Origin of the sequence: Paenibacillus camelliae (genome assembly GCF_023715345.1) — a bacterium.
In the GTDB taxonomy this organism is placed as follows: domain Bacteria; phylum Bacillota; class Bacilli; order Paenibacillales; family Paenibacillaceae; genus Pristimantibacillus; species Pristimantibacillus camelliae.
The window spans coordinates 173,347-186,555 of the sequence record NZ_JAMBNY010000004.1; the positions used below are offsets into that span (position 1 = coordinate 173,347).

12 protein-coding genes are annotated in these 13,209 nt (G+C 43.0%); 9 read left to right on the top strand and 3 right to left on the bottom strand.

Annotated elements, in window-relative coordinates:
• The first annotated feature begins 88 nt into the window (after nt 1-88).
• Nucleotides 89-868 (top strand): Cof-type HAD-IIB family hydrolase, encoded by a 780-nt coding sequence (locus M3180_RS10380; RefSeq protein WP_251667357.1) that lies wholly within the window; start codon nt 89-91, stop codon nt 866-868.
• A 77-nt stretch (nt 869-945) separates the two neighbouring features.
• Nucleotides 946-1,761, top strand: coding sequence for a protein-glutamine gamma-glutamyltransferase (locus M3180_RS10385; protein WP_251667358.1), 816 nt, complete (start codon nt 946-948; stop codon nt 1,759-1,761).
• A gap of 982 nt (nt 1,762-2,743) precedes the next feature.
• On the opposite strand, the gene M3180_RS10390 is transcribed toward M3180_RS10385, so the two are convergent.
• Both M3180_RS10390 and M3180_RS10395 read right to left on the bottom strand, forming a co-directional pair.
• A complete protein-coding gene (locus tag M3180_RS10390; RefSeq protein ID WP_251667360.1) occupies nt 2,744-3,202 on the bottom strand; it encodes a DUF4395 family protein in 459 nt (152 codons plus the stop codon).
• A 27-nt stretch (nt 3,203-3,229) separates the two neighbouring features.
• Entirely contained in the window at nt 3,230-3,883 is a 654-nt protein-coding gene (locus tag M3180_RS10395; RefSeq protein ID WP_251667361.1) for a peptidylprolyl isomerase, read from the bottom strand.
• A 514-nt stretch (nt 3,884-4,397) separates the two neighbouring features.
• On the opposite strand from M3180_RS10395, the gene M3180_RS10400 reads away from it, so the two are divergent.
• Entirely contained in the window at nt 4,398-5,180 is a 783-nt protein-coding gene (locus M3180_RS10400) for a YheC/YheD family protein (RefSeq protein WP_251667362.1), read from the top strand.
• A 66-nt stretch (nt 5,181-5,246) separates the two neighbouring features.
• Here the strand turns inward: M3180_RS10400 and ytxJ are convergent, their stop codons facing one another.
• A complete protein-coding gene (gene ytxJ / locus M3180_RS10405; protein WP_251667363.1) occupies nt 5,247-5,585 on the bottom strand; it encodes a bacillithiol system redox-active protein YtxJ in 339 nt (112 codons plus the stop codon).
• A 169-nt stretch (nt 5,586-5,754) separates the two neighbouring features.
• Here ytxJ and M3180_RS10410 point away from each other — a divergent pair, with 169 nt between their 5' ends.
• From M3180_RS10410 to M3180_RS10435, 6 genes are all read left to right on the top strand, one after another.
• Nucleotides 5,755-6,330, top strand: coding sequence for a TetR/AcrR family transcriptional regulator (locus M3180_RS10410; protein ID WP_251667366.1), 576 nt, complete (start codon nt 5,755-5,757; stop codon nt 6,328-6,330).
• A gap of 72 nt (nt 6,331-6,402) precedes the next feature.
• Nucleotides 6,403-8,403: a YhgE/Pip domain-containing protein gene (locus tag M3180_RS10415; RefSeq protein WP_251667367.1), complete on the top strand. Its 2,001-nt coding sequence runs from the start codon at nt 6,403-6,405 to the stop codon at nt 8,401-8,403.
• A gap of 477 nt (nt 8,404-8,880) precedes the next feature.
• On the top strand, nt 8,881-10,017 hold the full coding sequence (locus tag M3180_RS10420) for an ABC transporter ATP-binding protein (RefSeq protein ID WP_251667368.1): 1,137 nt from the start codon (nt 8,881-8,883) through the stop codon (nt 10,015-10,017).
• Nucleotides 10,007-10,822, top strand: coding sequence for an ABC transporter permease (locus M3180_RS10425; protein WP_251667370.1), 816 nt, complete (start codon nt 10,007-10,009; stop codon nt 10,820-10,822). Before M3180_RS10420 ends, M3180_RS10425 begins: the two co-directional genes overlap by 11 nt.
• Complete coding sequence (locus tag M3180_RS10430) at nt 10,809-11,612, top strand: ABC transporter permease (RefSeq protein ID WP_285855684.1); 804 nt, start codon at nt 10,809-10,811, stop codon at nt 11,610-11,612. Before M3180_RS10425 ends, M3180_RS10430 begins: the two co-directional genes overlap by 14 nt.
• On the top strand, nt 11,609-12,682 hold the full coding sequence (locus M3180_RS10435) for an ABC transporter substrate-binding protein (protein ID WP_251667371.1): 1,074 nt from the start codon (nt 11,609-11,611) through the stop codon (nt 12,680-12,682). Before M3180_RS10430 ends, M3180_RS10435 begins: the two co-directional genes overlap by 4 nt.
• Nucleotides 12,683-13,209 lie beyond the last annotated feature (527 nt).

The following is a 13,209-nucleotide window of genomic DNA, read 5'->3' on the forward strand; positions in this document are numbered from 1 at the left end:
ATTAAGCAGCTGTTCGCTATACTTTGAGGAAGATGGTTCATAAAGAAGAATAAAATAATAGATAGATATAGAACATAGGAGAGAGAACATGACTTATAAAATCGCATTTTTTGATATTGATGGAACTCTAGTTAATGAAGAAAAAGTTATTCCACAGGATACGATTGCTGCCATAGCTGAAGCAAAGGCGAAAGGGGTAGAGCCCGTCATCGCAACAGGTCGTGCTCCTTACTTCCTGCAATCATTGCTCGAGGAGGTTGGCATTGAATCCTTCGTATGCTTGAACGGTGCATATGCCGTATATAAGGGGAAGCCGATCTATCATAATCCGATTGATCCAGCGACAGTTGAAGCGTTCGTAACCGTTGCGCGTGAGCAGGGACATGCCCTTTGCTTTGAAGGTGAGACGCGCTACACGACGGATCAAGTGGACAATGAACGGGTGCTGCGTTCTGTTGGTTCATTAAAGGTACATTTTCCTGAGCATGAGCATGATTTTTGGACAAAGGAGCCAATTTATCAAATGTTCCTTCATGCGCTGCATGATGAAGAAGCACACTATGAGCCATTTCATGATCGCCTAACATTTATCCGTTGGCATGAGGATGCACTTGATGTGCTGCCTATTGGCGGCTCAAAAGCAAAGGGCATTGAAGCGATGCTCGCTGAGCTAGGTTTCGATAAGTCTGAAGCCATTGCCTTCGGAGATGGCCTGAACGATAAAGAGATGCTTGAGTATGTTGGCTTTGGGATCGCGATGGGCAATGCGCATCCTGAAGTGATTCCTTATGCGGATTATGTAACGACGCATGTAGATGAGCAAGGGATTCGCAATGGACTAATCAAGGCTGGTATCTTGGATAAATAAATTAGGCATTTATTCACCATTTACTAGAAGCGGGCGTACAATAACCTAACGATGCATAGGCATAGGAGGTTATTGACGTGATCGTACTTAAAGCAGGCTCACTCAATGAGCTGAATATTGACAGCTTACCAGAAGTCGAGCAAAAAATCGTACGCTGGAAAATAGCTAGCCGTAATCGCTATGAGTATTCCTCATTGGCTGCCCTGAAGTTCGAGCTAAAAATGAGAAGACATACAGTAGAGGCTTCATATGCGATGTTTCAAAGCGGGGCCCAGTTCGCGACATTTTTTAATTCGAGATGTAATCCAGCTTATTGGATTCGGACCCGTAATGGAGGATTTTTGCTGCGTGGAGATGTAAAACCATCCGATGCGATTCGAGATATATTTATCAATGGTCATTTGTATGCATTTGAATGCTCAGGTGCCATTATCATCTTATATTATCGAGCAGCACTAGAAACGATAGGCGATGCGACCTTCAACTACTATTTTCAGAACCTGTTCTTGAGAGAATGGCAAAAGGACTACGATCTACAGCTTGTCGCTAGCTATGATCTAAGTGATGTCTACCCTGGAGATGTATGCTATTTCCGCAATCCAGATCATCATCCGCGACATCCAGAATGGCAGGGTGAAAATGCTGTCATGCTGGACTATGACTTATTCTTTGGACATGGTGTAGGGATTCAGAACTCAGCTGGCATCATTGCGAATTTGAATCGTGCACGCAGACCATTTGCACGCCGTTCTGCTTATATGGAGAACTTAATTGTGCGTCCTGATTTTGAGAGGCTGCGCAGCTTAATTGTCTACGAGCAGCGACTGGCGGTGCAGAGTGGGGTGTTGGTGCTTGAAGAAGCAGAAGAACAGCCACTTGGAGAGGTCATATAAGGAAATTTAAAACGCACGACTTTGATGACGATGGATTGCGTTGTAGCTTAGTCGACGTCGAATATTGCACGCTACCGAAAACTCCGGTGCTCACGTACCAATTACGTACGCTGTGCTCCTCGCTTTCTAGTATCGTGCAATCTTCTTGGTCCTGAAAGCCGAGCGTTTTAAATCTTTATTGGAGAGGATATTTAAAACGCACGCCTTTGATGACGATGGATTGCGTTGTAGCTTAGTCGACATCGAATATTGCACGCTACCGAAAGCTCCGGTGCTCACGTACCAATTACGTACGCTGCGCTCCTCGTTTTCTAGTATCGTGCAATCTTCTTGGTCCTGAAAGCCGAGCGTTTTAAATCTTTATTGTAGGGGTCATTTAACTCGCACGCCTTTGATGACGATGGAATTGCTTTGTCGCTTAGTCGACGTCGAATATTGCACGCTACCGAAAACTCCGGTGCTCACGTACCAATTACGTACGCTGCGCTCCTCGTTTTCTAGTAATTGCGACAGCGGAGCTCATTCGCTCTATAAGCGACCCTCCTTCCATAAGAAGGTTCGAGCGATAGAGGGAATGAGCGGAGCGCTGAAAGCCGAGCGTTTTAAATCTCTATTGTAGGGGTAATTTAAAACGCACGCCTTTGATGAAGGTGGAACTTCTTTGAAGAGGATTCGACGTCGAATATGAGGTTCAACCGAAAACTACGTTGCTCACGTACCAGGTAATGTACGCTGCGCTACTCGTTTTCTAGTAATTGCGACAGCGGAGCTCATTCGCTCTATAAGCGACCCTCCTTCCATAAGAAGGTTCGAGCGCTGAAAGCCGAGCGTTTTAAATCTCTAATGGAGGGGTAATTTAAAACGGCCTTTGATGACGATGGGCTGTGTTGTAGTGGGTCGATGAGAGGGAAGTAAAAAAAGCTGGGGTGTTCTCTGGACATGAAGTCATGTCCTGTGAGAATACCCCAGCTTGCTTTTATCATTAAGATTTTGTCTGTCCTCGAAGCGCTTTGTACTTCTTGTATTGGAAGTAGATCGTACAGCCAATGCAATAGCCTAGTAATGCAGCTAGTGCCGCTAATCCCATTAGACCAGCGATGATGTTGGCAGCAAGTGTCCATTGTAGCGACAAGCACAACATAGATAGTGTAAGGAAGGTGAATCCGATACTGAGGTTGAATTTGACAAGCTCAGCAGCCTCGGTGTTCTTTTTTCCGTAGATGGACTTCGCTAAAGGTTCAAGCAGTGTAACAAATACATTAGCGCCAGGACCGAACAGCAATGTCAGCACTTGGATTAGCCATAAAACAGCAAATACCCATGGTAAATCAAATACAATCGCAATCGCTATACTGATAACAATACCAATTTGATTGCTCCTTACTTTAGAAAGAGGGACTTCCTTTTGAGCTCCCTTATCGTTGGCATCCTTTAATATCATCAGATTTCCCCTCCCCTGTAACAAGCTCTACTCTTTAACAAGCTCCTGGAGCTCGCTATCGCGCAGGTCTACCGTTACCTTTTTCATCGCAAGTGGTTCTAAAGGCTTGTCCTGTGCACCACGCTTTTGCGCTGCGATTTCATCTACAACTTCCATACCTTCTGTCACTTCACCAAATGCAGCGTACTGTCCGTCTAGATGAGGAGAGTCAGCGTGCATTATGAAAAACTGTGAGCCCGCACTATCCATGCTTTGTGATGTTCGAGCCATAGAAATAACGCCGCGTGCATGCACCATCGGATTATCAAAGTTATTAGCTGTAAATTCTCCTTTGATTGTGTATCCTGGGCCACCCGTACCCGTTCCAGTCGGATCTCCACCTTGAATCATAAAGCCCGGAATAACACGATGGAATATGACCCCATCGTAGAAGCCTTCCTGGACTAACGATACAAAGCTGCTCACCGTGTTAGGGGCAATTTCAGGATAAAGCTCGATTTTAATAATTCCCCCGTTACTCATCTCAATGGTTATTTCTGGATGCTTGTTGGAGTCAAGCAGCTGTAGTGATGCATTGGAATACTGAGGCTCAGTAGTCTCCTGTGGCTGTTCATTGTTGTTTCCACACCCACTTAAAATAAGCAATACGCTGATAAGTAAAGCTAGATGTTTATAACGCATTGTTTCTACTCCTTTTGGCTGAGATTATTAAGTTACATATAGTTTAACACAGCTTTAGAGGATATTTAAAATGCTCGACTTTGATGACGATGGAATGCGTTGTAGCTTAGTCGGCGTCGAATATGAGGTTCAACCGAAAACTGTGGTGCTCACGTACCAATGGCGTACGCTGCGCTCCTCGTTTTCTAGTTTCACCTCATCTTCTTGGTCCTGAAAGCCGAGATTTTAAATCTTCATTGGAAAGAGGATATTTAAAATGCTCAACTTTGATGACAATGGAATGCGTTGTAGCTTAGTCGGCATCGAATATGAGGTTCAACCGAAGACTGTGGGGCTCACGTAACAAAGACGTAAGCTGCGCTGCTCGCTTACAAGTTGCGAACGATCTTCATTGAAAGATGGATATTTAAATCTTCATACAGGATGCACTAGCTGAGCAGGTTGATGTCCATATCGAATCTTGTTCTAGAAACATATGCTATAAGAGGATTTCTTCGAGAAAGGAGTAATCGCGATGAAGCAGCCTAGAGCAATGATTTCGGCTAAAAGAAAGACAAAGGGAAGACGTTCTAATAAGCTCATTAAAACATCGATTCTATTAGGTAACGAGTTTATTCGTGCTCATATTCCCTCAACTAGCTATATGACGAGAGCTTCACTAATGCGAATGGTAAACAAATATGGAATGGTCTATGTTAAACCTCGGAATGGTTCCATGGGGCGTGGTGTAATTCGTATTAAGAAACAAGGTTTGCGCTATTCCTGTCATACAGGTGCAAAAGTGAAAAGCTATAAAAGCTTCGATGAATTGTATTCAGCTATTTTAAAGAAGACGAAGGGTGAATCGTATATCGTACAAAAGGGTATACATTCACTTCGTTACCACGGAAAAATATACGATTTTCGTGTAGTGGTACAGCGCAGTCCTAATGGACGATTTGAGGTTACAGGCATAGCAGGACGCATTTCTAAGCGAGGCAGAGTGGTAAGCAATGGAGCGGGTGGGGGATCGGTAGGTTCGGTTGACAGCCTGCTTACACCTTATCAACGTAACGTTGCATTGCCGCGTATGAAGACTTTAAGTCTTGCCGTTATGCATGAGGTGCGAAAGCATTGGCCATCGCTAAATGAAATTGGACTTGATATTGCCCTCGATTACAATTTAAAGCCATGGATTATTGAATATAATACTAATCCAGATCACTTAATGTTTGTAGTGCTGAGAGACCGTCAAGCGGTAGCACGTATTATTCACTATGGTGCGAGATACGGTAAAAGATACCGTCTATTTCATTAAAATGACTAACAAAAAGGAAGTGTGCAACCCAAGCACACTTCCTTTTTGTTAAGCAATAAGCATTGATTAGTCCAATACAGCTGTAATATGAGCCTTTGTTACTGACCAATGTGATGCGCTCCAAACCTTTTCTTTATTTTGCAGCAGCATGATTTGTGGTGATTCATGCTTAATGCCAGTGTCATCTGCAATTTGTAAAGAAATTGGACGTGATTCAATTACTTTAACGAGCCAATATTCCGCATCACTGCGCGGTTTATCTGCTAAGTAATTAGAAAACTCCTCATAAGCGTTAGCGCTGACAGGGCAGGTTGTACTATGTTTAAATACAACAATAGGATGCTCCTTAGAGCGTTCAAATGCTTGCTCCCATTGCTCGGCAGTCGTAATTTCTGTAACGTTCATCTTCAAGACCTCCTTTAAGTCATAGCTCTATTATAGCTTTTACATACCAAATCGCAAAGTTCACAATTAAATGTTGCAAACTAACGAAGCATCTATTAGAATAATGTTACTGGAACTGACCAGAAAATGAATTTGGTCATTCGGTCATTTTGATATGGTGGTGATAAGTATGAATGTTGATCGTCGGACACTTATCGTCGAAGCAGCTAGTAAATCGTTCGCAATGTTCGGATACAAAGCTACAACGATGGATCAGGTTGCCAAGATTGCTAATGTTGGTAAAGGCACGATCTATACATTTTTTGCAAATAAGGAAGAACTGTTTCAGGAAGTGCTTAATCGAATGCTTAAGGAGATGAAGGCTGCATCTGACAATGCGATGGACAAGGAGTCGAGCTTTTTTAATCAAATGTCTGAGGCGCTTAATGTATTGCTGGAGTTTCGTGAGGATCATGAGCTCGCGCTTAAGCTTACACAGGAAGTGCGTGAGATCGGTACACCAATGGCACTAGATGCCATTAATCAGATGGAGTACCTAATTATTGAGCATATTGCAGACAAGGTGAAGATAGCGATTGAACGTCAAGAAATTAAACCCTGCAATCCAGAACTCACAGCATTTGTCATCTTAAAGCTATATATGGCACTAGCGGTTGAGTGGGGGCATCGGCATACAGCAATGGAAAAAAATGAAATTGCCTCCCAGCTAAGATTTTACTTGGAAAAAGGACTGGCATCTTCTTAAGAGGATGCCCTCTTTTCTTTCATTAACAATCAACACAACTAAACAGCTTAGATAAGACAGGGGAGAGAGATCATGGCAAGAAAAAATAATCAAGTAAAGGCAGAGCTAGGCAGTATTGTGCGCAATCCTAAGGTTGTTATTCCAGTCATTGCGGTAATGCTCGTGCCTTTATTATATTCGGCGTTATTTTTAGGTGCTTTTTGGGATCCGTACGCACGGCTTGATAAAGTGCCCGTAGCGATCGTCAATGAAGACAAGGGTGCTGAATTTGAAGAAAACACTTTATCCATTGGTAATGAATTTGTTGAAAAGCTAAAGGAATCAGATGATTTTGCTTGGAGCTTCGTAACAAAAGAAGAGGCGTTGCAGGGCTTAGATGAAAATGAATATTATATGATGCTTGAAATTCCGGAGCAATTTTCAGAGCAGGCCGTTTCACTGACAACAGATGAACCACAGCAAGCGGAGCTGCTCTATACACCTAATGAGGCGTATAACTTTTTAGCTTCTCAGATCGGGGATACTGCTGTTTCCGAGTTAGCTTCCGTGTTGAACCAATCTATAACAGAGACGTATCTTGAAACCATTTATGACAAAATTGGCGATGCTCTCGAAGGCATACAATCGGCGAGCGAGGGTGCGGTGCAGATCGCGAGTGGTGCAGGTGACGCCAAGGAAGGTGCCGATAAGCTTATCACTGGTCAGGAGCAATTAGGCGCTGGTTTAGTTAAGCTGCAAGCAGGTGCTGGTAAGTTGAATGATGCAGGTAAACAGCTGTCGGAAGGCTTATCTGCACTACAATCGGGAAGTCAATCGCTTAATAATGGCCTGAATGAGATTGGTCAGGCAGGACAAGCACTCAACCATGGTGCAGCAGAGTTAAGTGAGCAATATAAAGCTTTAGATGCTGGACTACTGCAAGCAAGTGAAGGAACAACAAGCTTAAAGCAAGGTGCACTGAAGCTTCAGGCTGGGTTGCAGCAGCTGGCTCAGCAGAACGAGCAGCTAGCAAGCAGTGAAGCATTTAAACAGCTGTTGGCCGGTAGTGAAGCGTTAGCGGAGGGCTTGCTTGCTAAAGAGCAGGGTGAAGCAGAGCTTACAGCTGGTTCACAAGCGGTAACAGCAGGTATTGGCAAGCTTGCGGCTGGAGCAGAGCAGCTCACAGCGGCAGTGGATCAAGCAGGTCAAGGAGCAGGCAGCCTAGCGGATGGCGCGAACTCTGCAGCTACTGGTGCTAGTCAACTAGCAGAAGGACTAGGACAGCTGCCAAGCTCGATTGCACAATTAATATCAGGTAACGATTCGTTAATTGCTGGAGGCAAGGAGCTTTCAACTGGACTTGCTAAGCTGGATGATGGCGCAAATGAGCTTGCAGCGGGCTTAGGAAGTGCGGATGGTGAAGCATTAAATCTTACACTCACTGAGGATATGAAGCAACAGTTTGCGAAGCCGGTTGAGGTTGTTAAGGAAGCATACACAGTCGTACCTAACTATGGAACGGGCTTTGCACCGTACTTTATCTCACTGGGCTTATATGTAGGCTGCATGCTATTAACGATTGTTTATTCTATGCGCGAGCCAGCACTGAAGCCAGCCAATAGTACAAGCTGGTACATGGGGAAAACGGCTGTAACCTTGCTTATTTCCGTTGTACAAGCGTTAGTGCTAGGAGCAGCGATGCTGCTTGTGCTTAATCTAGAGGTAGCTAATATGGGAGCATACTTCGGGTTTATGGTTATAACAAGCGTCTCCTTTATGATGCTCATCCAGCTGCTATGCGTAACCTTAAAGGATGTTGGTCGCTTTATTGCTATTGTTCTATTAATATTGCAGCTTACAAGCTCAGCAGGTACATTCCCACTGGAGCTAGTACCCGAATGGCTGCAAGCCATTAATCCACTGCTGCCAATGACGTATTCTGTACTAGGATTCAAGCAGGCAATCTCTAGCGGCAATATGGCTATGTTCTGGGATAATGCATTCGTATTAATCGGATTTGCCCTAGTGTGCTCTGCACTCACATTTATATTTATGCGTTTTAGCTACCGTAAAACAATATCGGCAGAGCAATAGACAGGGATAGAAATAAAAGCTGTAACAAAACTTATTAGAAGGAACAATCGTAGAGGCATCTTTGTAGTGACCCTTTGAAGTTAGAACACATATTCTAACGTTGGAGGCACTGCTACTTGATGCTCCATGCTGATTGTTCCTTCTGTTTTAAACTAGCTCTTAAGCTTACATAAGACTCAGATTTCATCCAAGTAATCTGTCATATGCGAGTAAAAAGCAATGGAGACAGCACTAGGTTTTAGCACATGCATATGTACTTGAATGAAGTAGATCTAAATGCTAAAAAAGTAGCGTTTAACATGCGAATAAGTAACCAAAAATGCAGTAAAACTACGGTGTTTCCTCTAATTTGTATGCAATGATACAGTTATTGACATAATGTAAACGAATGCATTTTTTGATCGTGTCGAATTTTAACACAATTTGTGAGTAATCATGTATAATCACTTTAATTGCACTGATAAAGGAGTTATGATAATGGACCAAACGATTATTCGCTTTGAGGATGTTTCGAAGCGATATAGCGACCAAGAACCGGCTGTACTTAAAAATGTCAGCTTTGAAATTGAACGTGGTAAATTTTATACGCTTCTTGGTCCTTCAGGCTGCGGTAAAACGACAATTTTACGTCTAATCGCAGGCTTTACAGCGCCTTCCGAAGGAAAGATTTACTTTAACGGCAAGCTCATTAACAATAAGCCTGCTAATGAACGCCAAGTGAATACCGTATTTCAGGATTATGCGCTTTTTCCGCATCTGAATGTGTTTGAAAATGTTGCCTTTGGCCTGCGCATTAAGAAGTTGAAGGAATCTGTCATCAAAGAAAAGGTGGCTGAGGCGCTTCGCTTTGTTAACCTGAGCGGCTATGAAAATAGAGAAATTACCGAAATGTCTGGTGGTCAGCGTCAGCGTGTCGCGATTGCACGTGCGATCGTCAATGAGCCTGAGATCTTATTGCTTGACGAGCCGCTATCTGCGCTTGACTTAAAGCTGCGTACCGAAATGCAGTATGAGCTGCGCGAGCTTCAACGTCGTCTCGGTATTACGTTTATATTTGTTACGCATGACCAAGAGGAAGCGCTCGCGATGTCCGATGAGATATTCGTCTTGAATGAAGGGGTCATCCAGCAATCGGGTACGCCAATCGACATTTACGATGAACCGATCAATCGCTTCGTTGCTGATTTCATTGGGGAATCGAATATTGTTAAAGGTAAGATGATTCAAGATTTCGAAGTAGAGATTTCCGGTAAAAAGTTCGAGTGTGTAGACCAAGGCTTGAATCCGAACGAGATTGTCGATATCGTTATTCGTCCCGAGGATATCGAGATTGTGAGTCCACAGTCAAGTCAGCTGCCTGCGCGAGTTGATTCTTTGCTGTTCCGCGGTGTTCATTATGAAATCTGCTGCTATGATGACAACAATAATGAATGGCTTGTACACAGTACACGTAAAGCGACAGTCGGAGAAAGAATTGGGTTGTATTTTGAGCCTGAGGCGATTCACGTTATGCGTCTAGGTGAGACGGAGGAAGAATTTGATAAGCGTCTTGAGTCCTATGAAGAAGTGGATTCTAAAGACAGCGCTGGCGAGGAGATGAATCATGGAAGCTAGAACTCGCACGATATATCTGATCCCATATTTTATGTGGCTGGTTCTATTTGTCGTGGCGCCGATCTTGCTTATTGTATATTACTCCTTCTTTAATGTAGAAGGACAATTTACGTTTGCGAATTACGAGAAGTTTTTTACACCAGTCTATATGAAAATGACGCTAAGCTCATTCTGGTATGCGCTACTGATCACCTTCTTCTCATTGGCAGTCGCGTATCCAACGGCTTATCTACTAACGAAAACAAAGCATAAAGCGCTTTGGCTGCTGCTAATTATTCTGCCAAGCTGGATTAACCTACTATTAAAAGCGTATGCCTTTATCGGGATTTTTGGCACGTACGGTATTGTTAATGCGCTGTTTGAGGTTGTTGGCATCGGCAATCAGCAGATTCTGTTCACAGATTTTAGCTTTGTGTTTGTGTCGGTCTATATTTTTATACCGTTTATGATTTTACCTATATATAATGCACTTGAGAAAATGAACCCTTCCCTTATCTACGCAGCACGGGATTTGGGTGCTTCATCATGGGTAACATTCCGTAAGGTTATATTCCCACTGACGCTTGACGGTGTGAAGGCTGGCTGCATCGCGGTATTTATTCCTGCCCTATCACTGTTCATGCTGACTCGTCTCATTGCAGGTAATCGCGTCATTACGCTTGGTACTGCCATTGAGCAGCACTTCCTCGTTACGGAGGACTGGGGAATGGGTGCAACGATCGCTGTATTCCTCATCATTATTATGGCTCTTGTCATGGGACTGTTGGGCTTAAGAAAGAGAGGGCTAGATCTTGTCAAACGCTAAATTTAAGCTCTCTAACCTCTATCTGATTGCAGTGTTTATCGTACTGTACGCACCTATTGCGTATTTAATGATCTATTCCTTTAACAGCGGTGGCACGATGCAAGGCTTCGAGGGCTTTACCCTTGAGCATTACTCGGAGGTTCTTCAGGACACAAGACTGTTAATTATTGTGCTGAATACCTTTATCATCGCACTGCTGTCGGCAGCTATTGCGACAATTATCGGCGTGTTTGGTGCGATCGCGATTCATTTTCTACGATCAAAATCAAAAACGACGCTGCTTACGCTTAACAATGTGTTAATTGTAAGTCCTGACGTTATCATTGGTGCGTCATTTCTGATTCTGTTCACCATCGTTGGCATACAGCTAGGATTTACTTCGGTATTGCTATCACATATCGCATTCAGCATACCGATCGTTGTCGTCATGGTACTACCTAAGCTACAGGAAATGAACAATTCTCTCATTGATGCTGCCCGAGATCTAGGCGCAAGCCCATGGCATGTGATCTCGCGTGTTATTCTGCCCTATATTAAGCCGGGAATATATGCAGGCTTCTTTATGGCGCTAACGTACTCGCTTGATGATTTTGCTGTTACCTTCTTCGTAACAGGTAATGGATACTCTACACTAGCGGTTGAGATTTACTCTCGAGCACGTCAAGGTGTGTCCTTGTCGATCAACGCTCTATCAACGTTGATCTTCTTGTTCACGATTGTTCTTGTTATTGGCTATTATTACATCGAGCGCCGTAATCAGCGTCCAGCGAATGGAGGTGCTCAAGGATGAAGCAGCTAACGAGAATATTTCTGCTTATTTTCATCGCCAGCTTTGCCCTGATCTATCTGGTCAATATGCTGAACAGAAGTGAAGGCTATGCTGGAAACAATACGATTACGATTTATAACTGGGGCGATTACATTGACCCTGAGCTCATTGAACGCTTTGAAGAAGAGAGTGGGCTAAAGGTTATCTATCAAACCTTTGATTCTAATGAAGCGATGATGACTAAAATTAAACAGGGCGGCACCACCTTCGACATTAGCATCCCTTCTGAGTATGCGATTGAGAAGATGAAGGATGAGAATCTATTGCTGCCCATCGATCATAGCAAGGTGCCAAACCTACAATATATCGATCAACGATTTTTAGATTTGTCCTTTGATGAAGGGAATGAGTATTCGATTCCTTATTTCTGGGGGACGGTGGGTGTCGTTTATCATCCAGATCTTGTAGGTGACTTGACGTTTGACAGCTGGGACGATCTATGGGATGAGCAGCTTAAAAACAATATCTTCTTGCTTGATGGTGCACGTGAGGTAATTGGGATGGGCTTAAACTCATTAGGCTACTCACTCAATGACACGAATGAAGAGCATCTACAGGAAGCGCTCCAAAAGCTTTCTACTTTGACGCCGAATGTAAAAGCAATCGTAGGCGATGAGATCAAGATGCTTATGGCCGGTGAAGAAGCTGCTGCTGCATTAGTGTGGTCTGGAGACGCTGCCGAAATTATGTGGGAGAACGAGGCACTGGAGTATATTGTGCCAAGTGAAGGCTCTAATCTATGGTTTGACAACATGGTCATCCCATCTACGGCTAGAAATATTGATGGCGCTCACCAGTTTATTAACTTCATGCTCGATCCTGAGGTTGCTGCACAAAATACAGAGTATGTTGGCTATTCGACACCAAACGCGGCAGCTTTGGAGCTTTTAGATGAAGAGATTTCTGGTGACGAGCGTTTTTATCCAGATGAGGAGCTAACCGCAAGGCTTGAGGTATATGAGAATTTAGGCCCTAGAATGCTGTCTCACTATAACGATTTGTTCTTAGAATTCAAGATGCATCGAAAGTAGAATAATGACACATTATAATACAAACCTACGAATAATACTTATCCGACTGATTCTTATACAGTCGGATAAGTGTTTTTTATTTGCACTAAAAATATATTTTATTGATCGTTTGCACTTTCTGCACATTTGTTTTACCTATCGGTTAATTGTGAACGAATTGTGAACTTACTGATATGGACATGAGATAAAAGAAGTAGTATTGCATGCGAATTAGGAATCATTTCTGATAGTTAATGAGTTGAAATTCTTTGTCCAATACTTTCTTTAGTAGAAAAACTATAAATAACTGACATGATGTGTGGATTGAATATGGTGTCCAAGCATCGATTCTGGGTGAAATTTCAATTTATCTCAGTAACGTTAACAAACATGATGCTTAATATGATTAAATATAACATAATAGTGTTAGTTAATTTGACAATGGATTTTTCCAAAAAAAATTTGCACTAAATGCACACAAAAATCTTCCCAAAATCTAAATTTAGGAGTATGCTGTATGTAACGACACGATCAGGTGATCGAATTCT